This is a genomic window from Klebsiella sp. 141153, assembly GCF_032601995.1.
GTDB lineage: Bacteria > Pseudomonadota > Gammaproteobacteria > Enterobacterales > Enterobacteriaceae > Klebsiella > Klebsiella aerogenes.
Genome location: NZ_JAQIRJ010000011.1, coordinates 1 through 24,185, shown reverse-complemented (window position 1 = coordinate 24,185; position 24,185 = coordinate 1). Strand labels below are relative to the sequence as shown.

Annotated in this window: 24 protein-coding genes; 16 read left to right on the top strand and 8 right to left on the bottom strand. The window is 55.8% G+C overall.

Translation table 11 applies throughout. The features are described 5' to 3' along the window. Positions 1-115 precede the first annotated feature (115 nt). The 12 genes from skp to tilS all read left to right on the top strand — a co-directional run bounded on the left by skp (position 116) and on the right by tilS (position 15,233). Positions 116-601, top strand: coding sequence for a molecular chaperone Skp (gene skp, locus PGS10_RS19500; RefSeq protein WP_045390145.1), 486 nt, complete (start codon positions 116-118; stop codon positions 599-601). A 3-nt stretch (positions 602-604) separates the two neighbouring features. Next, entirely contained in the window at positions 605-1,630 is a 1,026-nt protein-coding gene (lpxD, locus tag PGS10_RS19495; RefSeq protein WP_045390147.1) for a UDP-3-O-(3-hydroxymyristoyl)glucosamine N-acyltransferase, read from the top strand. A 105-nt stretch (positions 1,631-1,735) separates the two neighbouring features. Further along, complete coding sequence (gene fabZ / locus PGS10_RS19490) at positions 1,736-2,191, top strand: 3-hydroxyacyl-ACP dehydratase FabZ (protein ID WP_004145858.1); 456 nt, start codon at positions 1,736-1,738, stop codon at positions 2,189-2,191. Positions 2,192-2,194: 3 nt separating this feature from the next. After that, positions 2,195-2,983 (top strand): acyl-ACP--UDP-N-acetylglucosamine O-acyltransferase, encoded by a 789-nt coding sequence (lpxA, locus tag PGS10_RS19485; protein WP_316423363.1) that lies wholly within the window; start codon positions 2,195-2,197, stop codon positions 2,981-2,983. Further along, entirely contained in the window at positions 2,983-4,131 is a 1,149-nt protein-coding gene (gene lpxB / locus PGS10_RS19480; RefSeq protein ID WP_316423362.1) for a lipid-A-disaccharide synthase, read from the top strand. Before lpxA ends, lpxB begins: the two co-directional genes overlap by 1 nt. Then, a complete protein-coding gene (rnhB, locus tag PGS10_RS19475; RefSeq protein WP_015368153.1) occupies positions 4,128-4,727 on the top strand; it encodes a ribonuclease HII in 600 nt (199 codons plus the stop codon). The genes lpxB and rnhB overlap by 4 nt, the downstream gene beginning before the upstream one ends. Before the next feature lie 17 nt (positions 4,728-4,744). Further along, positions 4,745-8,227, top strand: coding sequence for a DNA polymerase III subunit alpha (gene dnaE / locus PGS10_RS19470; protein WP_045390151.1), 3,483 nt, complete (start codon positions 4,745-4,747; stop codon positions 8,225-8,227). A 12-nt stretch (positions 8,228-8,239) separates the two neighbouring features. Then, positions 8,240-9,199, top strand: coding sequence for an acetyl-CoA carboxylase carboxyl transferase subunit alpha (accA, locus tag PGS10_RS19465; protein ID WP_045390153.1), 960 nt, complete (start codon positions 8,240-8,242; stop codon positions 9,197-9,199). 191 nt (positions 9,200-9,390) lie between these two features. Further along, the gene (locus PGS10_RS19460) at positions 9,391-11,172 is read left to right on the top strand and encodes a chitinase (RefSeq protein WP_047078116.1); all 1,782 of its coding nucleotides are present in this window, start codon (positions 9,391-9,393) and stop codon (positions 11,170-11,172) included. Between the two features lie 100 nt (positions 11,173-11,272). Next, positions 11,273-13,411 carry a lysine decarboxylase LdcC gene (locus PGS10_RS19455; RefSeq protein WP_045390157.1) on the top strand — a complete coding sequence of 713 codons (2,139 nt, stop codon included), beginning with the start codon at positions 11,273-11,275 and terminating at the stop codon, positions 13,409-13,411. 62 nt (positions 13,412-13,473) lie between these two features. Continuing rightward, complete coding sequence (locus tag PGS10_RS19450) at positions 13,474-13,863, top strand: VOC family protein (RefSeq protein ID WP_015704453.1); 390 nt, start codon at positions 13,474-13,476, stop codon at positions 13,861-13,863. A gap of 68 nt (positions 13,864-13,931) precedes the next feature. Further along, positions 13,932-15,233 carry a tRNA lysidine(34) synthetase TilS gene (gene tilS, locus PGS10_RS19445; RefSeq protein WP_047078115.1) on the top strand — a complete coding sequence of 434 codons (1,302 nt, stop codon included), beginning with the start codon at positions 13,932-13,934 and terminating at the stop codon, positions 15,231-15,233. Positions 15,234-15,248: 15 nt separating this feature from the next. Here the strand turns inward: tilS and rof are convergent, their stop codons facing one another. Then, positions 15,249-15,509: a Rho-binding antiterminator gene (gene rof, locus PGS10_RS19440; RefSeq protein WP_045390162.1), complete on the bottom strand. Its 261-nt coding sequence runs from the start codon at positions 15,507-15,509 to the stop codon at positions 15,249-15,251. Next, complete coding sequence (locus PGS10_RS19435) at positions 15,496-15,696, bottom strand: YaeP family protein (protein ID WP_015368145.1); 201 nt, start codon at positions 15,694-15,696, stop codon at positions 15,496-15,498. Before PGS10_RS19435 ends, rof begins: the two co-directional genes overlap by 14 nt. A gap of 196 nt (positions 15,697-15,892) precedes the next feature. On the opposite strand from PGS10_RS19435, the gene PGS10_RS19430 reads away from it, so the two are divergent. The 3 genes from PGS10_RS19430 to nlpE are packed head-to-tail and all read left to right on the top strand — an operon-like array spanning position 15,893 to position 17,589. Beyond that, on the top strand, positions 15,893-16,438 hold the full coding sequence (locus PGS10_RS19430; RefSeq protein ID WP_045390165.1) for a YaeQ family protein: 546 nt from the start codon (positions 15,893-15,895) through the stop codon (positions 16,436-16,438). Next, the gene (gene arfB / locus PGS10_RS19425; protein ID WP_045390167.1) at positions 16,435-16,848 is read left to right on the top strand and encodes an alternative ribosome rescue aminoacyl-tRNA hydrolase ArfB; all 414 of its coding nucleotides are present in this window, start codon (positions 16,435-16,437) and stop codon (positions 16,846-16,848) included. Before PGS10_RS19430 ends, arfB begins: the two co-directional genes overlap by 4 nt. Positions 16,849-16,890: 42 nt before the next feature. Then, the gene (gene nlpE / locus PGS10_RS19420) at positions 16,891-17,589 is read left to right on the top strand and encodes an envelope stress response activation lipoprotein NlpE (protein WP_080957228.1); all 699 of its coding nucleotides are present in this window, start codon (positions 16,891-16,893) and stop codon (positions 17,587-17,589) included. Between the two features lie 62 nt (positions 17,590-17,651). On the opposite strand, the gene proS is transcribed toward nlpE, so the two are convergent. From proS to metN, 6 genes are all read right to left on the bottom strand, one after another. Further along, entirely contained in the window at positions 17,652-19,370 is a 1,719-nt protein-coding gene (proS, locus tag PGS10_RS19415) for a proline--tRNA ligase (RefSeq protein WP_047065175.1), read from the bottom strand. A 112-nt stretch (positions 19,371-19,482) separates the two neighbouring features. Continuing rightward, positions 19,483-20,190, bottom strand: coding sequence for a tRNA (N6-threonylcarbamoyladenosine(37)-N6)-methyltransferase TrmO (gene tsaA, locus PGS10_RS19410; protein ID WP_316423361.1), 708 nt, complete (start codon positions 20,188-20,190; stop codon positions 19,483-19,485). Next, positions 20,187-20,594 carry an Rcs stress response system protein RcsF gene (gene rcsF / locus PGS10_RS19405; RefSeq protein WP_015704458.1) on the bottom strand — a complete coding sequence of 136 codons (408 nt, stop codon included), beginning with the start codon at positions 20,592-20,594 and terminating at the stop codon, positions 20,187-20,189. The genes tsaA and rcsF overlap by 4 nt, the downstream gene beginning before the upstream one ends. Positions 20,595-20,701: 107 nt before the next feature. Beyond that, positions 20,702-21,517, bottom strand: coding sequence for a methionine ABC transporter substrate-binding lipoprotein MetQ (metQ, locus tag PGS10_RS19400; protein WP_015368138.1), 816 nt, complete (start codon positions 21,515-21,517; stop codon positions 20,702-20,704). A gap of 43 nt (positions 21,518-21,560) precedes the next feature. After that, entirely contained in the window at positions 21,561-22,214 is a 654-nt protein-coding gene (locus PGS10_RS19395) for a methionine ABC transporter permease MetI (RefSeq protein WP_045390177.1), read from the bottom strand. After that, positions 22,207-23,238, bottom strand: a complete 1,032-nt coding sequence (gene metN, locus PGS10_RS19390) for a methionine ABC transporter ATP-binding protein MetN (protein ID WP_045390179.1) — start codon at positions 23,236-23,238, stop codon at positions 22,207-22,209. Before metN ends, PGS10_RS19395 begins: the two co-directional genes overlap by 8 nt. 188 nt (positions 23,239-23,426) lie before the next feature. Between metN and gmhB the strand changes: the two genes are divergently transcribed. Further along, the gene (gene gmhB, locus PGS10_RS19385; RefSeq protein ID WP_047047013.1) at positions 23,427-23,993 is read left to right on the top strand and encodes a D-glycero-beta-D-manno-heptose 1,7-bisphosphate 7-phosphatase; all 567 of its coding nucleotides are present in this window, start codon (positions 23,427-23,429) and stop codon (positions 23,991-23,993) included. Positions 23,994-24,185: the final 192 nt, after the last annotated feature.

Genomic DNA, 24,185 nt, shown 5'->3' with positions numbered 1-24,185 from the left:
CAACAACGGAATGTAAGTGCAGTATAGCGCTGACTGTAGGCGATAGCGGATGCTATCGCCTGGCCACGCAAATAACGGTACCCCTGGGTACTCATGGGATGGTAAGGAGTCAATTGTGAAAAAGTGGTTATTAGCTGCAGGTCTGGGTTTAGCAATGGTAACTTCCGCTCAGGCGGCAGATAAAATTGCAATGGTTAACATGAACAACCTGTTCCAACAGGTAGCCCAGAAAACTGGCGTTTCCAACACGCTGGAAAACGAGTTCAAAGGCCGCGCTAGCGAACTGCAGCGTATGGAAGGCGATCTGCAGTCCAAAATGCAGCGTCTGCAGTCTATGAAACCGGGCGCAGATCGTAGCAAGCTGGAAAAAGACGTGATGTCTCAGCGTCAGTCCTTCGCGCAGAAAGCACAGGCTTTTGAGCAGGATCGCGCACGTCGTTCCAACGAAGAACGTGGCAAACTGGTTACCCGTATCCAGACCGCCGTTCAGAGCGTAGCGAAAGATCAGAGCATCGATCTGGTTGTTGACTCTAATGCCGTGGCATACAACAGCAGCGATGTTAAAGACATTACCGCTGATGTACTGAAACAGGTTAAATAAGTAATGCCTTCAATTCGACTGGCTGACTTAGCACAGCAGTTGGATGCAGAGTTACACGGTGATGGCGATATCGTCATCACCGGCGTTGCGTCCATGCAGAGCGCTAAAGCAGGCCAAATTACTTTCATGGTAAATCCTAAATACCGTGAACACCTGGCCGCTTGCCAGGCCTCCGCCGTTGTGATGACGCCGGACGATTTACCCTTTGCCCATAGCGCCGCGCTGGTAGTGCGTAATCCCTACCTGACCTACGCGCGCATGGCTCAAATTTTAGATACCACGCCGCAGCCGGCGAAAGACATCGCGCCAAGCGCGGTGATCGATCCCACGGCGAAGCTGGGTAACAACGTCTCCGTTGGCGCGAACGCCGTTATCGAATCCGGCGTGGTGCTGGGCGATAACGTGGTTATCGGCGCGGGCTGCTTCGTTGGCAAAAATAGTAAAATCGGCGCCGGCTCGCGTTTGTGGGCTAACGTTGCCGTTTACCATGAGATTGAGATCGGTGAAAATTGCCTGATCCAGTCCAGTACGGTGATCGGCGCGGACGGTTTCGGTTACGCTAACGATCGCGGTAACTGGGTGAAGATCCCGCAGCTTGGTCGCGTTATTATTGGCGATCGCGTGGAGATCGGCGCCTGTACCACTATCGATCGCGGCGCGCTGGACGATACCGTGATCGGTAACGGCGTTATCATTGATAACCAGTGTCAGATTGCGCATAACGTGGTGATTGGCGACAATACCGCCGTCGCTGGCGGCGTGATTATGGCCGGCAGCCTGAAAATTGGCCGTTACTGCATGATTGGCGGCGCCAGCGTGATTAACGGCCATATGGAAATCTGCGATAAAGTCACCGTTACCGGGATGGGGATGGTTATGCGTCCTATCTCTGAACCTGGCGTCTATTCCTCAGGTATTCCGCTACAGCCGAACAAGGCGTGGCGTAAAACCGCGGCGCTGGTGATGAATATTGACGAGATGAGCAAGCGCCTGAAAGCCGTTGAGCGCAAGGTTAATCAACAAGACTAATTTCTCATTTGGTCACGTACATTCCCGGCCTGTTGCATTCGTTAATAAGATTGCCGCAGGCCGTGTTATTATTGCCTTTTAGTATATTTAGACAGGAAGAGTATTTTGACTACTGACACTCATACTCTGCACATTGAAGAGATTCTGGAACTTCTGCCTCACCGTTACCCGTTCCTGCTGGTAGACCGCGTGCTGGATTTTGAAGAAGGTCGTTTTCTGCGCGCAGTAAAAAATGTTTCCGTAAACGAGCCGTTTTTCCAGGGGCATTTCCCTGGTAAGCCGATTTTACCTGGCGTTCTGATTCTGGAAGCGATGGCGCAGGCCACCGGTATTCTGGCATTTAAAAGCGTTGGAAAACTTGAGCCGGGCGAGCTGTACTACTTCGCGGGTATCGATGAAGCGCGTTTCAAACGTCCGGTAGTACCAGGCGATCAGATGATTATGGAAGTCACTTTCGAGAAAACCCGCCGCGGCCTGACCCGTTTCAAAGGCGTTGCGCTGGTTGACGGTAAAGTGGTTTGCGAAGCGACGATGATGTGTGCGCGTAGCCGGGAGGCCTGATACGTGATTGATAAAACCGCCTTTATTCATCCTACCGCCATTGTAGAAGAGGGCGCCGTCATCGGCGCTAACGTCCACATTGGTCCGTTTTGTATCGTGGGCGCCAACGTCGAAATTGGCGAGGGCACCGTACTGAAGTCTCATGTCGTTGTGAATGGCCACACTAAAATTGGTCGCGACAATGAGATCTATCAGTTCGCTTCTATCGGCGAAGTCAACCAGGATCTGAAATATGCTGGCGAGCCGACCCGAGTGGAAATTGGCGATCGCAACCGCATTCGCGAAAGCGTGACCATTCATCGCGGTACAGTACAGGGCGGTGGATTAACGAAGGTGGGCAGCGATAACCTGCTGATGATCAACGCCCACGTGGCGCATGATTGCACGCTTGGCGACCGCTGTATTCTGGCCAACAACGCGACGCTGGCCGGTCACGTATCTCTGGATGATTTCGTCATCATCGGCGGCATGACTGCAGTACATCAGTTCTGCATCATCGGCGCGCACGTAATGGTTGGCGGCTGCTCCGGCGTCGCTCAGGACGTTCCGCCGTTCGTGATTGCCCAGGGCAACCACGCCACGCCGTTTGGCGTCAACATCGAAGGGCTGAAACGCCGCGGCTTTAGCCGTGAAGCGATTACCGCGATTCGTAACGCCTACAAACTGCTGTACCGCAGCGGCAAAACGCTGGACGAAGCCAAACCGGAAATTGCCGAGCTGGCGGCTCAGCACCCTGAAGTTCAGCCGTTTTTCGATTTCTTCGCCCGTTCAACTCGCGGCTTGATTCGTTAATGGCCGAACAGCGTCCCCTGACGATTGCCCTGGTCGCCGGAGAAACTTCCGGCGATATTCTTGGCGCTGGTCTCATTCGCGCCCTCAAAGCTCGCATCCCTGATGCGCGCTTTGTCGGCGTGGCGGGGCCGCTGATGCAGGCGGAAGGATGTGACGCCTGGTACGAAATGGAAGAGCTGGCGGTGATGGGCATTGTTGAAGTGCTTGGTCGCCTGCGCCGCTTACTGCATATTCGCGCCGATTTAACGCGCCGCTTCGGCGAGCTGCGTCCCGATGTCTTCGTTGGCATCGACGCCCCTGATTTCAATATTACCCTCGAAGGTAATCTGAAAAAGCAGGGCATCAAAACCATTCATTACGTCAGCCCGTCCGTTTGGGCATGGCGACAAAAACGCGTTTTCAAAATTGGCAGATCCACCGATCTGGTCCTGGCATTCCTGCCTTTCGAAAAAGCGTTTTACGACAGATTTAACGTTCCCTGCCGCTTTATCGGCCATACCATGGCGGATGCGATGCCGCTGGATCCTGATAAAGGCGCGGCGCGCGATCGTCTGGGCATCCCGCATGATGTTCACTGTCTGGCTTTACTGCCCGGTAGCCGCGGCGCGGAGGTCGAAATGCTCAGCGCCGACTTCCTGAAAACCGCGCAGCTTCTGCGTAACACCTATCCCGACCTGCAGGTCGTGGTGCCGCTGGTCAACGCCAAACGGCGGGAACAGTTTGAGCGAATTAAAGCTGAAACGGCGCCCGACATGACGGTACATATGCTGGATGGTCAGGCGCGCGATGCGATGATCGCCAGCGATGCCGCGCTGCTGGCCTCTGGGACGGCGGCGCTGGAGTGCATGCTGGCGAAATGCCCGATGGTCGTTGGCTACCGCATGAAGCCGTTTACCTTCTGGCTGGCGAAGCGGCTGGTGAAAACCGATTATGTCTCCTTGCCAAATCTGCTGGCCGGGCGCGAGCTGGTGAAAGAGCTGCTGCAGGATGAATGCGAGCCGCAGGCGCTGGCCGCCGCGTTGAAGCCGCTGCTGGCCGACGGCAAAACCAGCCACGATATGCATGATACTTTCCGCGCGCTGCATCAGCAGATCCGCTGCAACGCGGATGAGCAGGCGGCGGACGCAGTACTGGAGTTAGCAAAATGATGGAGTTCGTCTATCCACATACCCATCTGGTCGCCGGCGTCGATGAGGTTGGCCGTGGGCCGCTGGTCGGCGCAGTGGTCACTGCGGCGGTGATCCTTGATCCGCGCAAGCCGATTGTTGGGCTGAATGACTCAAAGAAATTGAGCGAAAAGCGCCGCCTGGCGTTGTTCGATGAAATCAAAGACAAAGCGCTATGCTGGAGCCTGGGCCGCGCCGAGCCGCATGAAATCGACGAGCTGAACATCCTGCATGCCACGATGCTGGCAATGCAGCGCGCCGTCGCTGGCCTGAGTATTACCCCCGAGTTCGTGCTTATCGATGGCAACCGCTGTCCATCGCTACCGATGCCGTCGCAGGCGGTGGTGAAAGGCGATAGCCGGGTGGCGGAAATCAGCGCAGCGTCTATTCTGGCTAAAGTCACTCGCGACGCCGAAATGGCTACGCTGGATATCGCATTTCCGCAATACGGCTTTGCCCAGCACAAAGGCTATCCTACCGTTGTACATCTGCAAAAGCTGCAGGAACACGGCGCAACAGAGCACCACCGGCGTAGCTTCGGCCCGGTGAAACGCGCGCTGGGTCTGGCGTCCAACTAAGTCACTGGGATCTAAAGATGTCTGAACCACGTTTCGTACACCTGCGGGTGCACAGCGACTATTCCATGATCGATGGGCTGGCGAAAACCGGGCCGCTGGTGAAAAAGGCGGCCGCTTTGGGCATGCCTGCGCTGGCGATCACCGATTTTACCAACCTCTGCGGTCTGGTTAAGTTCTACGGAACGGGCCATGGCGCCGGGATTAAGCCCATTGTCGGCGCTGACTTCCATGTTCAGTGCGATCTGCTGGGCGATGAATTCACTGAACTGACGGTTTTAGCGGCCAACAATACCGGCTATCAGAATCTGACTCTGCTCATTTCTCGTGCCTATCAGCGCGGCTATGGCGCGCTGGGGCCGTGGATCGATCGCGACTGGCTGGTTGAGCATCAGGAAGGGCTGATTCTGCTGTCCGGCGGCCGTAAAGGCGATGTTGGCGTCAGCCTGATCCGCGGAAATATGCCGCTGGTCGAACAGTGTCTCGCCTTCTATGAACAACATTTCCCGGATCGCTACTATCTGGAGCTGATCCGTACCGGTCGTCAGGACGAAGAAAGCTATCTTCACGCCGCGGTTCAACTGGCGGAGGAGCATGGTTTGCCGGTAGTGGCGACCAACGATGTGCGTTTCCTGGAAACCGGCGACTTCGACGCCCATGAAATTCGCGTCGCCATTCACGATGGCTTCACCCTCGACGATCCGAAGCGACCGCGCAACTATTCGCCGCAGCAATATATGCGTAGCGAAGAGGAGATGTGCGAGCTATTTGCCGATATCCCGGAAGCGCTGGAAAACACCGTTGAGATCGCCAAACGCTGCAACGTTACCGTGCGCCTTGGCGAATACTTCCTGCCGCAGTTCCCGACCGGCGACATGACCACCGAAGACTTCCTGGTAATGAAGTCGAAAGAGGGGCTGGAGGAACGTCTCGAATTCCTGTTCCCGGATCCCGAAGAGCGCGCTAAGCGTCGCCCGGAATATGACCAACGTCTGGATGTCGAACTGCAGGTTATCAACCAGATGGGGTTCCCGGGCTACTTCCTGATCGTCATGGAATTTATCCAGTGGTCGAAGGATAACGGCGTGCCGGTAGGGCCGGGACGTGGTTCCGGCGCCGGCTCGCTGGTGGCCTACGCGCTGAAAATTACCGACCTTGACCCGCTGGAGTTTGACCTGCTGTTCGAACGTTTCCTTAACCCGGAACGTGTTTCGATGCCCGACTTCGACGTCGACTTCTGCATGGAGAAACGCGACCAGGTTATTGAGCACGTTGCGGATATGTATGGCCGCGACGCGGTATCGCAGATCATCACCTTCGGTACTATGGCGGCGAAGGCGGTTATTCGCGACGTGGGCCGCGTGCTGGGTCACCCGTACGGCTTTGTTGACCGTATCTCCAAGCTGGTGCCGCCGGATCCTGGCATGACGCTGGCGAAAGCCTTTGAAGCGGAACCACAGCTGCCGGAAATCTACGAAGCGGACGAAGAAGTTAAAGCGCTGATTGATATGGCGCGTAAGCTGGAAGGCGTGACGCGTAACGCCGGTAAGCATGCGGGCGGCGTGGTTATCGCGCCGACCAAAATCACCGATTTCGCGCCGCTGTACTGCGATGAGCAGGGGCTACACCCGGTTACCCAGTTTGATAAGAACGACGTCGAATACGCCGGGCTGGTAAAATTCGACTTCCTCGGCCTGCGTACGCTGACCATCATCAACTGGGCGCTGGAGATGATCAACAAGCGGCGGGCGAAGAACGGCGAAGGGCCGCTGGACATCGCCGCGATCCCGCTGGATGACAAGAAAAGCTTCGACATGCTGCAGCGCTCGGAAACCACCGCGGTCTTCCAGCTTGAATCGCGCGGCATGAAAGATCTGATTAAGCGTCTGCAGCCTGACTGCTTCGAAGATATGATCGCGCTGGTGGCGCTGTTCCGTCCGGGCCCGCTGCAGTCGGGGATGGTAGATAACTTTATCGACCGTAAGCACGGCCGTGAAGAGATTTCCTACCCGGACGTCCAGTGGCAGCATGAATGTCTGAAACCTGTACTGGAGCCGACTTACGGCATCATCCTGTACCAGGAACAGGTCATGCAGATAGCCCAGGAGCTCTCCGGTTATACCCTCGGTGGCGCGGATATGCTGCGTCGTGCGATGGGTAAGAAAAAGCCGGAAGAGATGGCCAAGCAGCGCGGCACCTTCGAAGAAGGGGCGAAAAAGCGCGGCGTTGATGGCGAACTGGCGATGAAAATCTTTGACCTGGTGGAAAAATTCGCCGGTTACGGATTTAACAAGTCCCACTCCGCCGCCTATGCGCTGGTCTCCTACCAGACGCTGTGGCTGAAGGCGCACTATCCGGCCGAGTTTATGGCGGCGGTGATGACCGCCGATATGGACAACACCGAGAAGGTGGTGGGTCTGGTCGATGAATGCTGGCGCATGGGTTTGAAAATCCTGCCGCCGGACATTAACTCCGGCCTGTATCATTTCCACGTCAATGATGACGGGGAAATCGTGTATGGTATCGGCGCCATTAAAGGTGTCGGCGAAGGCCCGATTGAAGCGATCATTGAAGCACGTAACAATGGCGGCTATTTCCGCGAGCTGTTTGATCTGTGCGCCCGTACCGATATTAAAAAACTCAATCGCCGGGTACTGGAAAAGCTGATTATGTCCGGGGCGTTCGACCGCCTCGGCCCGCATCGCGCGGCGCTGATGAACTCGCTCAACGATGCGCTGAAAGCCGCCGATCAGCACGCCAAAGCCGAAGCCATCGGCCAGGCGGATATGTTCGGCGTGCTGGCGGAAGAGCCGGAACAAATTGAGCAATCCTACGCCAGCTGCCAGCCGTGGCCGGAGCAGGTGGTGCTGGATGGTGAAAGGGAAACGCTGGGGCTGTATCTGACCGGCCACCCGATTAACCAATACCTGAAAGAGATCGAACGCTACGTTGGCGGCGTGAGACTCAAAGACATGCACCCGACCGATCGTGGTAAAGTGACCACGGCGGCGGGTCTGGTTATTGCTGCGCGGGTAATGGTCACCAAGCGCGGCAATCGTATCGGCATCTGTACGCTGGATGACCGTTCCGGGCGTCTGGAGGTGATGTTATTCACCGACGCGCTGGATAAATACCAGCAGTTGCTGGAAAAAGACCGCATACTTATCGTCAGCGGACAGGTCAGCTTTGATGACTTCAGCGGGGGCCTTAAAATGACCGCCCGTGAAGTCATGGATATTGACGAAGCCCGGGAAAAATATGCTCGCGGGCTTGCTATCTCGCTGACGGACAGGCAAATTGATGACCAGCTTTTAAACCGACTCCGTCAGTCTCTGGAACCCCACCGTTCGGGAACCATTCCAGTACACCTCTATTATCAGAGGGCGGATGCGCGCGCGCGGTTGCGTTTTGGCGCAACATGGCGCGTCTCTCCGAGCGATCGTTTACTCAACGATCTGCGTGGCCTTATCGGCTCGGAGCAGGTGGAACTGGAGTTTGACTAATACAGGAATACTATGAGTCTGAATTTCCTAGATTTTGAACAGCCTATCGCAGAGCTGGAAGCGAAAATCGATTCCCTGACTGCAGTAAGCCGTCAGGATGAGAAACTGGATATTAACATCGATGAAGAAGTGCATCGTCTGCGCGAAAAAAGCGTAGAGCTGACGCGCAAAATCTTCGCCGATCTTGGCGCATGGCAGGTAGCCCAGTTGGCGCGCCATCCACGTCGTCCCTATACCCTGGATTATGTCCGCCTGGCTTTCGACGAGTTTGACGAGCTGGCAGGCGATCGCGCCTACGCTGACGATAAAGCTATCGTTGGCGGTATTGCGCGTCTTGATGGTCGCCCGGTGATGATCATCGGCCATCAGAAAGGCCGTGAGACCAAAGAGAAGATCCGTCGTAACTTTGGTATGCCGGCGCCGGAAGGCTACCGCAAAGCGCTGCGTCTGATGGAAATGGCTGAGCGTTTCAAAATGCCGATCATTACCTTCATCGACACCCCTGGCGCCTATCCGGGCGTTGGCGCGGAAGAGCGCGGCCAGTCGGAAGCGATTGCCCGCAACCTGCGTGAAATGTCGCGTCTGAGCGTGCCGGTTATCTGCACCGTCATCGGCGAAGGCGGCTCCGGCGGCGCGCTGGCGATTGGCGTAGGTGATAAGGTCAACATGCTGCAGTACAGCACCTATTCGGTTATCTCGCCGGAAGGCTGCGCGTCTATTCTGTGGAAAAGCGCGGATAAAGCGCCGCTGGCCGCGGAAGCGATGGGTATCGTTGCGCCGCGCCTCAAAGAGCTGAAGCTGATTGATTCCATCATTCCGGAACCGCTGGGCGGCGCCCACCGTAACCCGGAAGCGATGGCGGCGAGTCTGAAGGCACAGCTGTTGGCCGACCTGGCTGACCTGGATACTCTCAGCGAAGAAGAGCTGCGTAACCGCCGCTATCAGCGTCTGATGAGCTACGGCTACGCCTGATTATTCAGCATCATATTTTCTCTAAGGGGCCGGATTTCCGGCCCCTTTTTTTATCATTTTTTTACTGAGGCAAGATGATGCACCAATGAGGTGATGTGATTAGCCGATGATGTTCTTCTCCCGCGACACTGCGCTAACTGCCGGGGACAACGCCTGGGCAGACCGTTCACAAGGAAAAGGAGAATAATATTATGGCAATTCATAAAACTGTCGCCTTGAGCGCCGTGGCCGCAGGGATCATGTTAAGTCTGAGCGCCGCACAGGCCGCGCCGCTGCTCAGCGCTACTGAAGCCACCACCATGACAGCCAGCGAGCTGGCGGCAAAAGAAAAAGCATTAACCGATTTTCCATTAATGGATGCGGTGAAGTCTTCCATTCGTACCCTCGATAACGCTTCAGTCGAAAAGATTGAGCCTGGCAGGGCGGCTAACCCGGAAAACGTTAAACGCGTCGAAGGCATGCTCAGCGAGCAGGATTGGGATTATCTGTTCCCGATGCGCGCGCCGGAATATACCTACAGCAACTTCCTGAAGGCGATCGGTAAATTCCCGGCGGTCTGCGGCACCTACACCGATGGCCGTGACAGCGATGCTATCTGTCGTAAATCGCTGGCCACCATGTTTGCCCACTTCGCCCAGGAAACCGGCGGCCACGAAAGCTGGCGCGATATCCCGGAATGGCGCCAGGCGCTGGTCTATCTGCGCGAAGTTGGCTGGACCGAAGGACAAAAAGGCGGCTATAACGGCGAATGTAACCCGGATGTCTGGCAGGGACAGACCTGGCCTTGCGGTAAAGATGCCGATGGCGATTTCCTCAGCTACTTTGGTCGAGGGGCTAAACAGCTCTCCTATAACTACAACTACGGCCCGTTCTCCGAGGCAATGTATGGCGACGTCCGCCCGCTGCTGGATAAACCTGAGCTGGTGGCGGACTCATGGATGAACCTCGCCAGCGCGGTCTTTTTCTTTGTTTATCCGCAGCCGCCGAAACCTTCCATGCTGCACGTCATTGATGGCACCTGGCAGCCGAACGATCGTGATAAGAGCAATGGCCTGGTGCCGGGGTTTGGCGTGAGCATCCAGATCATCAACGGCGGCGTCGAGTGCGGCGGCGCAACGGAAAACGCCCAGTCGCTTAACCGTATTGCCTATTACAAAGAGTTCGCCAACTACCTCAAAGTGCCTATTGCCGATGATGAAGTGCTGGGTTGTAAGAACATGAAGCAGTTTGATGAAGGCGGAGCCGGCGCGCTGCCCATCTACTGGGAACAGGATTGGGGATGGGATCCGAACAGCGCAGACGGCAAAACCAATGCCTGCCAGCTGGTGAGCTATCAGACACCGTACAGCGCGTTCAAAGAGGGGGATTACAGCAAATGCGTTCAGCATTACTTCAACGTGACCGTGGTTGATGATGCGGGCAGTGATGGCGCGTCTGATAAGACAGATGACACGACACCAGCGCCTCAAGTGAACGTCGCGCCGGTGGCGCGTATTGCCGGCCCGGTGGGCGCTGTTGAAGCTGGCAACCTGGTGTCGCTGAGCGGGGAAGGGTCTACCGATGCTAACGGCGACAAGCTGAACTATCGCTGGATGTCGCAGGATGGACAGACGTTAAGCGGCGCGGATAAAGCGGTGATCAATTTCAGCGCCCCACAGAGCGATAAAGATGCCCAGTATGTGGTTAGCCTGACCGTTAGCGATGGCAGTTTATCCAGTACGGCCACCTATACTCTCAATGTGAAGGCGAAGGCGGCGGATGAAGCGAAGGATGAGCCGGCTGGCGACAGCGGCGCCATCAGTTATCCGGCATGGAGCGCCAGCCAGAGCTGGAAACCGGGTGATATCGTCAATAACCACGGCGCGCTTTTCCAGTGTAAACCGCTGCCGGAAGGGGCCTGGTGCAACGTGGCGCCAACCTACTACGAACCGGGCGCAGGTCTGGCCTGGGGGGATGCGTGGAAGGCGCTGTAATTATCGTTTTACTCTGATTCAGGACTAAGATAAATCCGCCAGTGCTAAGCACTGGCGCGATTGATATTATGCTTACCTTAGGTAAATCCAGGAGGAAAGCGTGAATATCATCGCCATCATGGGGCCCCACGGCGTCTACCATAAAGACGAACCGATCAAAGAGCTGGAAGCCGCTCTGCGGAAGCAAGGATTCCAGACTATCTGGCCGCAAAACAGCGCCGACCTGCTGCAGTTTATCGAACACAATCCGCGCATCTGCGGCGTTATCTTCGATTGGGATGAGTACAGCGTTGATTTATGTAGCGATATCAATCGTCTGAACGAATACCTGCCGCTGTATGCTTTTATCAATACGCACTCGACGATGGACGTCAGCAGCCAGGACCTGCGCATGGCGCTATGGTTCTTTGAATATGCGCTGGGGCTGGCGGAAGATATCGCTACTCGTATTCGTCAGTATACCAACGAGTATCTGGACAACATCACGCCGCCATTTACCAAAGCGTTATTTAACTATGTGCAGGAGGGAAAATATACCTTTTGCACTCCCGGACACATGGCGGGAACCGCCTACCAGAAAAGCCCGGTCGGCTGCCTGTTTTATGATTTCTTCGGCGGTAATACGCTGAAGGCCGATGTTTCTATCTCCGTTACCGAACTGGGGTCGCTGCTGGACCATACCGGCCCGCATCTGGAAGCGGAAGAGTATATCGCCCGCGCCTTTGGCGCCGAGCAGAGCTACATGGTGACCAACGGTACCTCGACTTCAAATAAAATTGTCGGCATGTATTCGGCGCCTGCCGGCAGTACGCTGCTTATCGATCGTAACTGTCATAAATCGCTGGCGCATCTGCTGATGATGAGCGATATCGTGCCGCTATGGCTAAAACCGACGCGTAACGCGCTGGGGATCCTCGGCGGCATTCCGAAACGGGAATTTACCCGCGACAGCGTCAAGCGCAAAGTTGAGACAACTCGCGGCGCGCAGTGGCCGGTGCATGCGGTGATCACCAACTCCACCTATGACGGCCTGTTGTATAACACCACCTGGATTAAACAGACTCTCGACGTGCCGTCGATCCACTTTGATTCCGCCTGGGTGCCTTATACCCACTTCCACCCGATTTATCAGGGCAAAAGCGGCATGAGCGGCGACCGCGTACCGGGGAAAGTGATCTTCGAAACCCAGTCGACGCATAAAATGCTGGCGGCGCTGTCGCAGGCTTCGCTTATCCATATTAAAGGCAGCTACGATGAAGATACCTTCAATGAAGCCTTTATGATGCATACCTCTACCTCGCCAAGCTATCCGATCGTCGCCTCGATAGAGACCGCGGCGGCGATGCTGCGCGGTAACTCCGGAAAACGCCTGATTCAGCGCTCCATCGAGCGTGCGCTGCACTTCCGTAAGGAGGTGCAGCGCCTGCGTGAAGAGGCCGACGGCTGGTTCTTTGATATCTGGCAACCGGAAGAGGTTGAGGAGGCGCAGTGCTGGCCGGTTTCGCCGGGAGAAACGTGGCACGGTTTCCAGGACGCCGATGCCGACCATATGTTCCTCGATCCGGTCAAAGTTACCATTCTTACGCCGGGGATGGACGAGCAGGGCAATATGGCGGAAGAGGGGATCCCGGCGGCGCTGGTGGCGAAATTCCTCGACGAGCGCGGCGTAGTGGTGGAGAAAACCGGGCCGTACAATCTGCTGTTCTTGTTCAGTATCGGTATCGATAAAACCCGGGCGATGGGCCTGCTGCGCGGCCTGACCGAGTTTAAACGCGCCTACGATCTCAACCTGCGGGTGAAAAATATGTTGCCGGATCTCTATGCTGAGGATCCGGACTTCTACCGCAATATGCGCATCCAGGATCTGGCGCAGGGGATCCACCGCCTGATCCGCCAGCATCAGCTCTCACAGCTGATGCTGCGGGCCTTTGACGTGCTGCCGGAGATGAAAATGACTCCGCATCAGGCCTGGCAGCGACAGATTAAGGGCGAAGTCGAAACCATCGAACTAGAGAATCTGGTGGGGCGTATTTCGGCAAACATGATCCTGCCGTATCCGCCTGGCGTGCCGCTGCTGATGCCGGGGGAGATGATCACCGAAGAGAGCCGCGCGGTGCTCGACTTCCTGTTGATGCTCTGTTCGATCGGTCGCCACTACCCAGGTTTTGAAACCGATATCCACGGGGCCAAACGCGACGAAGACGGCGTCTACCGTGTACGAGTCTTAAAAAATAATTAGGGGCTTGCGCGGCGGCGGGCGGCGCGAGTAACGTGTTGGGCTTCAACAGGAGGAGAGCAACCATGCTGGGTTTAAAACGAGTTCACCATATTGCCATCATCGCGACAGATTACGCGAAGAGCAAAGCGTTCTATTGCGACATCCTCGGGTTTACGCTGCAGAGCGAGTTCTACCGCGCCGAGCGTGATTCGTGGAAGGGCGACCTGGCGCTGAACGGCGAGTATGTCATCGAGCTGTTTTCGTTCCCGTTCCCTCCTGCGCGCCCCAGCCGTCCGGAGGCCTGTGGTCTGCGCCACCTGGCGTTTAGCGTCGACGATATTGATGCCGCGGTTGCGCATCTGCAGGCGCACGGCGTCGCCTGCGAGGCTATCCGCATCGATCCGTTTACCGATAAGCGCTTCACCTTCTTCAACGATCCCGACGGCCTGCCGCTGGAGATTTACCAACAGTAATACTTGCCAGAACCAGCCCTGGCGCGTAACGTGCCGGGCTATCTCTTCTTAGCTGCGTACGCACGATCATGACGCCGGATATTGCCTCATCGCTTCGACCACATCGTCAGTTTCTGCTGGCCTTCAGCGGCGGCCTGGACTCAACCGTCCTGCTGCACCGGCTGGTACGCTGGCGCCAGCGCGAGCCAGCGATTCAGCTGCGCGCGATTCACATTCACCACGGCCTGAGCGCCAACGCTGACCATTGGGTTGAGCATTGCGAACAGATTTGCCAGCAATGGCAGGTACCGTTACAGGTGGTGCGCGTGACGCTGGCGGATGAGGGGTTGGGGATCGAAGCGCATGCTCGCCAGGCGCGCTATCAGGCTTTCCGTGAGGCGCTGCTGCCAGGCGAGGCGTTATTGACGGCACAACATCTCGACGACCAATGCGAGACCTTCCTGCTGGCGCTTAAGCGCGGTAGCGGCCCGACCGGCTTGTCGGCGATGGCCGCCAGTAGCGAGTTCGCTGGCGGAAAATTGCTGCGTCCGCTGCTCAATGAGAGCCGTGAATCCCTGCATCAATGGGCGCTGACTCATCAACTGCGGTGGATTGAAGACGAGAGTAATCAGGACGATGCGTACGATCGTAACTTTCTGCGTCTGCGTGTGGTACCGCTGCTGAGCGAGCGCTGGCCGCATTTTGCCGAGGCTGTCGCCCGCAGTGCCAGCTTATGTGGCGAACAGGAACGGTTGCTCGATGAAATGCTGTCGGCAGAACTTGCCGCGCTGGTTGATGAGCGTGGTTCTCTGGCGATAGAACCGCTGAGCGCGATGAGCGCGCCGCGTCGTGCGGCGTTGCTGCGCCGCTGGCTGGCTTCCCAACAGGCGCCGATGCCGTCGCGCGAAATGCCGGAGCGCATCTGGCAGGAAGTGGCGCTGGCGCGTGAAGACGCCGCGCCTTGCCTGCGGTTAGGCGGTTTTGCCGTCCGGCGCTACCAGCAGCGCCTGTTTTGGGTAAAGCATCTGGCAAGTCTGGCGGAACGGGAAATACCCTGGGGCGATGCGGCTAAAGCGCTGACGCTACCGGAAGCGCTGGGAGAACTGGCATTGCAGTCCGGCGGGCCGCTACGCGCGCCACGCGCGGATGAGCCGGTATCGATACGTTTTCGCGCCAGCGGTAATCTGCACATTGTTGGGCGTCAGGGCGGCCGTAAGCTTAAGAAAATCTGGCAGGAAATGGCGGTCGCACCCTGGCGTCGCGACGCCACGCCGCTGCTGTTTTATGGCGAAACCTTGATTGCCGCAGCCGATGGGCTGTTTGTCACCAGAGAGGGGCAAGTACAGGAAGGCGAAGGGTTACAGCTGATATGGCGGAAAACGGGCGGCTAAGCCGCCCGGTGGGCTTCAGGATTCGCTGACCACCACGGTGCCGATTTCCGGGTGGCTGAAACTGGCGATTTTATCCAGGCGTAGCTCGCGGACGTTACCGGCAAGTTCTACCACCAGATACTCGACATTTTTACGCGAGATAAGATCGCTCGCTTTGGCCTGTAGCTGTTCACCATCTTTCAGGGCCAGCGCCAGCACCAGGTGATGCTGACAGGCAAGTTCGAGGTTGTCATAATCATCGCAGTTAATGGGTTGATAAGTATCATTCATTGACATAATCGCTCACCAATAAGTTTGCCGCCGCATAAGCGGCCTTTTCCCTGACTGACTCCGAAAGGGCCTGATCCGCCGCAACCTCATTTAATACTTTCAACACGCAGCCCAGCGCATCCGGGATATACCCTAAGTCTCCGCTGGCTATTTCCGCATACCGCTTGCGTATTAACTCACAATATTGATCCACATGCCCTCCTGTCAGCGTTCTGACTTAACCGTGGGATGCAAGTTTAAGCCTACGAAGATAAACTCTGTTTAGCAAGGTGACTATACCATAGTCATCTAAGCAATATCAGCAGGATGAAAGGAGTACCTGCGATTGCCGACAGCCTTTTGTCGCTAGTTTCGCTACAATGTACGCCATTTTTTTCAGGAGTTTATTCATGGCGCTGAAAGCGACGATTTATAAAGCTGTGGTTAATGTTGCCGATTTAGATCGCAACCAGTTTCTGGATGCTAACCTGACGCTGGCGCAACATCCCTCAGAAACCCAGGAGCGTATGATGCTGCGTCTGCTGGCGTGGATTAAATATGCCAACGAACGTCTGCAGTTTACCCGCGGGTTGTCCTCGGATGATGAACCGGAGCTGTGGCAGTTGAACGACCATTTGGGTGTTGATCTGTGGATTGAGCTGGGGCTGCCGGACGAGAAGCGCCTCAAGAAAGCCTGCTCGCGGGCGCAGGAGGTGGCGCTGTTTGCCTATAATAGCCGGGCGGCTGAAATCTGGTGGCAGCAAAATCAGAACAAGCTTGCGGCGTATCCGAAGCTGACTATCTGGTATCTTGATGATACGCAGCTGGCGCAGCTAAGTGCTTTTGCCGATCGCACTATGACGCTGCAGGCAACCCTGCAGGACGGCGGTATCTGGTTATCCGACGATCGGAATAATCTGGAAATTCATTTAACGGCCTGGCAGCAGCCGGCATGATAACGATTAGCCGCAGCGTTTCCATCCCGGATGAGGAGATCTCGCTTACCGGGGTCCGCGCACAGGGGGCGGGCGGTCAGCATGTGAATAAGGCCTCGACGGCGATTCACTTACGTTTTGATATTAAAGCATCGAGCCTGCCTGAGTTTTATAAAGAACGCCTGCTCGCCGCCAGTCACCACTTAATTTCTGCTGACGGTGTGGTTATCATTAAGGCTCAGGAATATCGTAGCCAGGAGATGAACCGCGAAGCGGCGATCTCGCGACTGGTTACGCTGATAAAAGAATTAACCGCAGTGCAAAAAAGCCGCCGGGAGACGCGACCGACTCGGGCGTCAAAAGAGCGACGACTTGCCTCCAAGGCGCAAAAGTCCTCAGTCAAAGCGCTGCGTGGGAAGGTTCGCCATTGAGCGGCGTGGCGGACGGGTGGAATGGATTATAAGGAATTCACAGTGAAGAAAATTGTATTTTCGCTCGCAGCGGCCTGTTCGCTCTTTGCGCTGTTTGGCTGCAATCATCGCGCTGAGATGGAGACGGTTCAGCCGGCGGCGATGGAAGAGCTGAAACCGATGCAGCAAAGCTGGCGCGGTATTTTGCCTTGCGCGGATTGCGAAGGGATTGAGACCTCTTTGTTCCTTGAGAAAGATGGCTCCTGGGTTATGAACGAACGTTATCAGGGCGTTAGCCGCGAGCCGTCATCTTTCGCTTCATATGGTACCTGGGCGCGTACCGCCGATAAACTGGTATTGACCAACAGCAAAGGCGAGAAATCTTACTATCGGGCGAAAGGCGACAAGCTGGAAATGCTCGATCGCGACGGCAATCCGATTAAATCAACGCTGAATTATACGCTTGAGCCTGTGAAGGCCAGCCTGCCGACGACGCCAATGGCGATGCGCGGGATGTATTTCTATATGGCGGATGCGGCAACCTTTACCGATTGCGTGACCGGTAAAACGATCGCGGTCGCGAATAACGCCCAGCTTGAGCGCGATTATGCCGCCGCGCGCGGTACCGATACTCGTCCGGTGCTGCTGGTGGTTGAAGGACATTTCACCCTTGAAGCAAACCCGGATACCGGCGAGATGATGAAAACGCTAATGACGGATAAAGACAGTAAATTTATTCCGGGTAAAGACTGCGGTAATTAATTCTTGCAGTTGCTATAAAAAAGGCCTCGCTATTGCGAGGCCTTTTAGCTTTTAAGGGGAAATTAACCCTTAATCTGCTGCACCAGGTAATTCACGATATCCCCGGTCTTAATCAGCTGTTTCTCGCCGTTGCGACGATGTTTGTATTCGATATCATCGTTGTCGAGGTTACGGTCGCCGAGCACGATGGTGTGAGGAATACCGATCAGCTCCATATCGGCGAACATCACGCCCGGACGCTCTTTACGGTCGTCCATCAGCACGTCGATGCCATGCGCACGCAGCTCGGCGTACAGCTTCTCGGCCAGCTCCTGCACGCGATAGGACTTGTGCATGTTCATCGGCAGAATAGCGACCTGGAACGGCGCGATGGCGTCCGGCCAGATAATCCCGCGATCGTCAAAGTTCTGCTCAATAGCGGCGGCCACCACGCGGGTCACCCCAATACCGTAGCAACCCATGGTCAGAATCTGGTTACGGCCATCTTCGCCCTGCACCGCGGCATTCATTGCCTGAGAGTACTTGGTGCCCAGCTGGAAGATGTGGCCGACTTCGATACCGCGTTTGATAAGCAGGGTACCTTTGCCGTCCGGGCTCGGGTCGCCGGCAACGACATTACGAATATCAGCAACTTCCGGAGTCGCGACGTCGCGATCCCAGTTAATGCCGAAATAGTGTTTGCCATCGATGTTAGCGCCGGCGGCGAAATCGCTCATTGCCGCGACGGTACGGTCGATAACCACCGGAATCGGCATGTTAACCGGACCGAGAGAACCAGGTCCCGCGTTAACGATAGCGCGGATCTCTTCTTCGCTGGCGAAGGTCAGCGGGCTCGCGACCTGCGGCAGTTTTTCCGCTTTCACTTCGTTGAGCTCGTGATCGCCGCGTACCAGCAGGGCGACCAGCGGGTAGCTGCTATCTTCCACCGCTTTCACCAGCAGGGTCTTCACGGTTTTTTCGATTGGCAGATTGAACTGCTCAACCAGCTCGGCGATGGTTTTCGCGTTCGGCGTGTCTACCAGCGTCATTTCTTGCGTCGCGGCGGCGCGCGGCTCTTTCGGCGCGACGGCTTCGGCAAACTCAATGTTCGCCGCGTAGTCGGAGCTATCAGAGAAGATCACGTCATCTTCGCCGCTCTGCGCCAGCACCTGGAACTCATGAGAAGCGCTACCGCCGATCGAACCGGTGTCAGCCTGTACCGCGCGGAAATCCAGCCCCATACGGCTGAAGATTTTGCTGTAAGCGGTATACATCGCGTCGTAGGTTTCCTGCAGCGATTCCTGAGAGGTATGGAAAGAGTAAGCATCTTTCATCAGGAACTCACGGGAGCGCATCACGCCGAAACGCGGGCGGACTTCATCGCGGAACTTGGTCTGAATCTGATAGAAGTTCAGCGGCAGCTGTTTATAAGAGTTCAGCTCGTTGCGAATCAGGTCGGTAATGACCTCTTCGTGAGTCGGGCCGAGAACGAACGGGCGATCGCCACGATCGGCAATGCGCAGCAGCTCAGGGCCATATTGCTCCCAGCGACCGCTCTCCTGCCACAGTTCAGAAGGCTGAACTACCGGCATTAACACCTCGATAGCACCGGCGTTGTTCATCTCTTCACGCACGATGTTCTCGACTTTTTTCAGAACGCGCACGCCGGTCGGCAGCCAGGTGTACAACCCTGAGGCCAGCTTGCGGATCATCCCGGCGCGCAGCATCAGCTGATGGCTGATGACTTCGGCGTCGGCAGGTGTCTCCTTCAGAGTGGAGAGCAGATATTGGCTAGTACGCATGTTGTTACGGTTCCATTTGGACGATCGGAACAGGCTGGAGAGCCAGCCTGAAACAAAAAAAGTGGTTTAGTTTACCAGTGTGGCAAAGATGCCAAAAGAGAGGAAAATAAAATTAGCGCGGTTCGAGAGAAAAGACTTCAAAACCGTAGGGGATTACCCGCCAGCGCACGTTGAAATCGAGCAGCCAGACGGCGTAGGTTTTCCCTGCTTCTTCCTCTTTGCGATAAGCCGGACGCGGATCCTGCGCCAGTACTTCACGGATAAACGCTTTGATATGCGGGTAGCGTTTTTCCAGCGTCAGTAACTGTGCTTCTATTTCCGGCGTAAAGCTGACATTCATGCCAGCCAGCGGCGCCTGCTGCGCATAGCTGGCGCTGGCGTCCGGCAGGGCTTCGGCAAAGGGAAGATAAGGTTTGATATCAACCACCGGCGTACCGTCTACGAGATCGAGGCTGCCAAGTTCCAGTATCACCTGATCCTTCTGGCTGCGAACGCCTTTTAGTTCAACCAGCGACATGCCGATAGGGTTGGGGCGAAACGTCGAGCGGGTTGCAAAGACGCCCATGCGCGCGTTGCCGCCAAGGCGGGGAGGGCGCACGGTCGGACGCCAGCCGCCAGCCATGGTCTGATGAAAGACAAACAGGACCCACAGATGGCTGAAGTTTTCCAGCCCACGCACGGCGTCAGCCTGGTTATAAGGCGCGAGCAGATGCAGCTCTCCGCCGCCGTGTTCAACCAGGCCTGGCTGGCGAGGAACGGCAAACTTCTCTTTATACGGCGAGCGGATGACGCCTATCTGCGCGAACTGAAATGCACTCATTGTGCCGAGACGTTAAGCGCTGAACCCAGGCAAACGGCCTGACGGTAGCAGCCTGGCGTACCGCTGGTCACTTCGCAGCTGTGCAGCAGCACGGCGTTGGCCTTCATTTTGGCCGCGTTGATTTGCATGCGTTTACGGGCGGTCGGGATATTCGGCGGGGAGTCCTGGTTTGAAGCCTGGCATGATTCGCCGCTCACTTCACCCAGATCGCGGAAGGGTTTGCCTACCAGCGCGGCGGCATCGGTATAGATTCTGACCGGCGCGGGACGTGAGACTTTTGGTTTAGCCGTTTCCGTCTGGACTGGCGTGGTTGCGGTGCTTTTAACAGGCTCAACGGGGGATCTGCTTAGCATAGAACAACCGCTTAACATGAGTGCTAACAAACAGACCGGTAAAGCACGCATAGTATTTCCTCAATGAATTATAAACAGGGCGCTATTGAATCAGGTGCTTGCATAAATGACAAGACGGGCATAAAGCCCGTCCTGAATGATATTACGCTGAAAACAGATTACCAGCCTTTCACTGCGCCGCCGTTAAAGATTTTGTTAGCGGCTTCGTAAACTTCATCGCTTTGGTAAGCCTGAACAAATTTCTTAACATTTTCCGCGTCTTTATTATCTTCGCGGGCGACGATCAGGTTTACGTACGGCGAGTTTTTGTCTTCAACGAAGATACCGTCTTTCGCCGGGGTCAGGCCAATCTGGCTGGCGTAAGTGGTGTTGATGACCGCCAGAGCGATCTGCGCGTCGTCCAGAGAACGCGGCAGCTGCGGCGCTTCCAGCTCAACAATCTTCAGGTTTTTCGGGTTCTCAACCACGTCCAGAGACGTCGGCAGCAGACCTACGCCTTCTTTCAGTTTAATCAGGCCCACTTGCTGCAGCAGCAGCAGGGAACGGCCGAGGTTGGTCGGATCGTTCGGAACGGCAATCTGTGAGCCCGGCTGCAGTTCGTCCAGAGATTTGATTTTCTTCGAGTAACCAGCGATTGGATAGACGAAGGTGTTGCCGACGGAAACCAGTTTATAACCGCGGTCTTTAATCTGCTGATCGAGATACGGTTTGTGCTGGAAGGCGTTAACGTCGATGTCGCCTTTGCTCAGCGCTTCGTTCGGCAACACGTAGTCGTTGAAGGTCACCAGCTCAACGTCGAGGCCATACTTCTCTTTTGCCACTTTTTGCGCGACTTCAGCAACCTGCTGTTCCGCGCCGACGATTACGCCGACTTTAATATGGTTAGGATCTTTTTCATCCTGACCGCAACCCACCAGAGCCAGAGAACCGATTAATGCGCCAACTGCCGCAAAGGTTTTGAAATTAAAGGCCATGTTATTTCCTTCCTGTAAGAATTAGTGTTGTGTGTCAATAACGTTATTTGTGAGTCACAGCCCGGACGATACGATCGCCTGAGAATTGAATTAAATAAACCAGAATAACCAGCAATACCAGCACGGTATTCATTACCGTCGCGTTATAGCCGATGTAGCCGTACTGATAGCCAATCTGACCCAGACCGCCGGCACCCACCGCACCGCCCATCGCAGAATAGCCCACGAGGGTAATAAGCGTGATGGTAGCGGCGTTCACCAGACCCGGTAATGCTTCAGGTAGCAGGACCTTACGCACGATCTGCAGCGGCGTTGCGCCCATCGCGCGTGAGGCTTCGATAAGCCCGGTCGGGATCTCGAGCAGCGCGTTTTCCACCATACGTGCGATAAACGGCGCGGCGCCGACCGTTAACGGCACAATCGCTGCCTGCAGGCCGATTGAGGTACCGACGATCACGCGGGTAAACGGAATCATCCACACCAGCAGAATAATGAATGGAATCGAGCGGAAGATATTAACCAGCGCCGATAGCGTACGATACAGTCGGGCGTTGGCGGCAATCTGCCCCGGACGGGTAACGTACAGCAGTACCCCGACCGGCAAGCCGAGCACAAAGCCAAAGAAGCCGGAGACAAACGTCATAGCCAGCGTTTCCCACACGCCGCGAACCAGCAGCCAGATCATTGGTTCAGACATATCCCAGTACCTCTACTTTTACATGATGTTCCTGCAGCCAGGCGATCGCCGCCTGGGTATCTTCCGGTGTGCCGTGCATTTCGGTCAGCATGATGCCGAACTTCACTCCGCCGGCGTAATCCATCTGCGCGCTAATAATGTTGTTATTCACATTAAAGCGGCGGGCGGTTTCCGACAGCAGCGGCGCATCGACGGAATGGCCGGTGAACTCCATACGCAGCATCGGCACGCTGTCAGGCAGCGGGGTGGGCTTCAGGCGTGCCTGATAGTCATCCGGAATATCCAGATGCAGGGTAGACTGAATGAACTGCTGGGCCAGCGGCGTCTTAGGATGCGAGAAGACTTCGCTCACGGTGTCCTGTTCGATCAGTTGACCATTACTAATGACCGCCACGCAGTCGCAGATACGTTTAACCACGTCCATTTCATGGGTGATCAACAGAATGGTCAGCCCCAGACGACGGTTGATGTCTTTTAACAGTTCGAGGATCGAACGGGTCGTTGCCGGGTCGAGCGCGCTGGTGGCTTCATCGCACAGCAGCACTTTTGGGTTACTGGCCAGCGCGCGGGCAATCGCCACGCGCTGTTTCTGGCCACCGGAGAGGTTTGCCGGATAGCTGTCGTGCTTATCGCCAAGACCAACCAGGTCCAGCAGTTCATTAACGCGGCGTTTGATTTCCGCCGGCGGCGTGTTGTCCAGCTCAAGCGGCAGCGCCACGTTGCCGAAAACGGTACGTGAAGCAAGCAAGTTAAAGTGCTGGAAGATCATGCCAATCTGACGGCGTGCGCGAGTCAGTTCTTTTTCAGTCAGCGCGGTGAGTTCCTGGTTATCAACCTGCACGCTGCCTTCGGTTGGGCGTTCCAGCAGGTTAACGCAGCGAATCAGCGTACTTTTACCTGCGCCGGAAGCGCCGATCACGCCGTAAATTTGCCCGGCAGGGACATGCAGGCTGACATTGTTCAGCGCCTGTATGGTGCGGTTCCCCTGCTGGAACACTTTGGTAATATTCGAAAGTTTAATCATCAGTTATTTATTATCGTTTAGCCGTTTGCCGTGGCATTTTCTTCTGCCGTGTGCAGGCGATGCCTGTCAATGAAATGGATGTTAAGGCATCCAGACGTCTAAATCAATCTGACTCTTTATAATGAGCACTTTCTTGCATGGCGAAACATGCGATACTAACGGCATTAGCCTTTATCAGGAGCAAACCGGTGGCAAAGTCTGTACCCGCAATTTTTCTCGACCGTGACGGCACGATTAATATCGATCATGGTTACGTCCACGAAATCGACAACTTTGAGTTTATCGACGGCGTCATTGATGCCATGCGTGAACTAAAGGCAATGGGATTTGCGTTAGTGCTGGTGACCAACCAGTCAGGCATCGCGCGCGGTAAATTCACGGAAGCGCAATTTGAGACCCTCACCGAATGGATGGACTGGTCGCTGGCAGACCGCGGCGTGGATCTCGACGGTATCTATTATTGTCCGCATCATCCGCAGGGGAGCGTTGAAGAGTTCCGCCAGACCTGCGATTGCCGCAAGCCGCATCCGGGGATGCTCATTTCCGCACGCGATTTCCTGCATATTGATATGGCTGCTTCTTATATGGTGGGTGATAAACTCGAAGACATGCAGGCGGCTACGGCGGCGAATGTCGGAACGAAAGTGCTGGTGCGTACCGGTAAGCCGGTTACCGCAGAAGCGGAAAGCGCCGCGGATTGGGTGCTAAATAGCCTGGCGGACCTGCCTGCGGCTATCAAAAAGCAGCAAAAATAAGCGTTACGTATAAAAGATGAGCGGTTGAAATAAAAATGTATTTTTCCGCTTGTCATTCCCGGCGGGCTCCCTATAATGCGCCTCCATCGACACGGCGGATGTGAATCACTTCACACAAACAGCCGGTTCGGTTGAAGAGAAAAATTCTGAAATTCAGGGTTGACTCTGAAAGAGGAAAGCGTAATATACGCC

What these genes read in the sequence shown, in the direction of transcription:
- lpxD (WP_045390147.1), top strand. Translation starts at nt 605, where the DNA reads ATGCCTTCAATTCGACTGGCTGACTTAGCACAGCAGTTGGATGCAGAG.
- lpxB (WP_316423362.1), top strand. Translation starts at nt 2,983, where the DNA reads ATGGCCGAACAGCGTCCCCTGACGATTGCCCTGGTCGCCGGAGAAACT.
- rnhB (WP_015368153.1), top strand. Translation starts at nt 4,128, where the DNA reads ATGATGGAGTTCGTCTATCCACATACCCATCTGGTCGCCGGCGTCGAT.
- dnaE (WP_045390151.1), top strand. Translation starts at nt 4,745, where the DNA reads ATGTCTGAACCACGTTTCGTACACCTGCGGGTGCACAGCGACTATTCC.
- accA (WP_045390153.1), top strand. Translation starts at nt 8,240, where the DNA reads ATGAGTCTGAATTTCCTAGATTTTGAACAGCCTATCGCAGAGCTGGAA.
- PGS10_RS19460 (WP_047078116.1), top strand. Translation starts at nt 9,391, where the DNA reads ATGGCAATTCATAAAACTGTCGCCTTGAGCGCCGTGGCCGCAGGGATC.
- PGS10_RS19450 (WP_015704453.1), top strand. Translation starts at nt 13,474, where the DNA reads ATGCTGGGTTTAAAACGAGTTCACCATATTGCCATCATCGCGACAGAT.
- tilS (WP_047078115.1), top strand. Translation starts at nt 13,932, where the DNA reads ATGACGCCGGATATTGCCTCATCGCTTCGACCACATCGTCAGTTTCTG.
- rof (WP_045390162.1), bottom strand. Translation starts at nt 15,509, where the DNA reads ATGTCAATGAATGATACTTATCAACCCATTAACTGCGATGATTATGAC.
- PGS10_RS19430 (WP_045390165.1), top strand. Translation starts at nt 15,893, where the DNA reads ATGGCGCTGAAAGCGACGATTTATAAAGCTGTGGTTAATGTTGCCGAT.
- arfB (WP_045390167.1), top strand. Translation starts at nt 16,435, where the DNA reads ATGATAACGATTAGCCGCAGCGTTTCCATCCCGGATGAGGAGATCTCG.
- proS (WP_047065175.1), bottom strand. Translation starts at nt 19,370, where the DNA reads ATGCGTACTAGCCAATATCTGCTCTCCACTCTGAAGGAGACACCTGCC.
- tsaA (WP_316423361.1), bottom strand. Translation starts at nt 20,190, where the DNA reads ATGAGTGCATTTCAGTTCGCGCAGATAGGCGTCATCCGCTCGCCGTAT.
- rcsF (WP_015704458.1), bottom strand. Translation starts at nt 20,594, where the DNA reads ATGCGTGCTTTACCGGTCTGTTTGTTAGCACTCATGTTAAGCGGTTGT.
- metQ (WP_015368138.1), bottom strand. Translation starts at nt 21,517, where the DNA reads ATGGCCTTTAATTTCAAAACCTTTGCGGCAGTTGGCGCATTAATCGGT.
- PGS10_RS19395 (WP_045390177.1), bottom strand. Translation starts at nt 22,214, where the DNA reads ATGTCTGAACCAATGATCTGGCTGCTGGTTCGCGGCGTGTGGGAAACG.
- metN (WP_045390179.1), bottom strand. Translation starts at nt 23,238, where the DNA reads ATGATTAAACTTTCGAATATTACCAAAGTGTTCCAGCAGGGGAACCGC.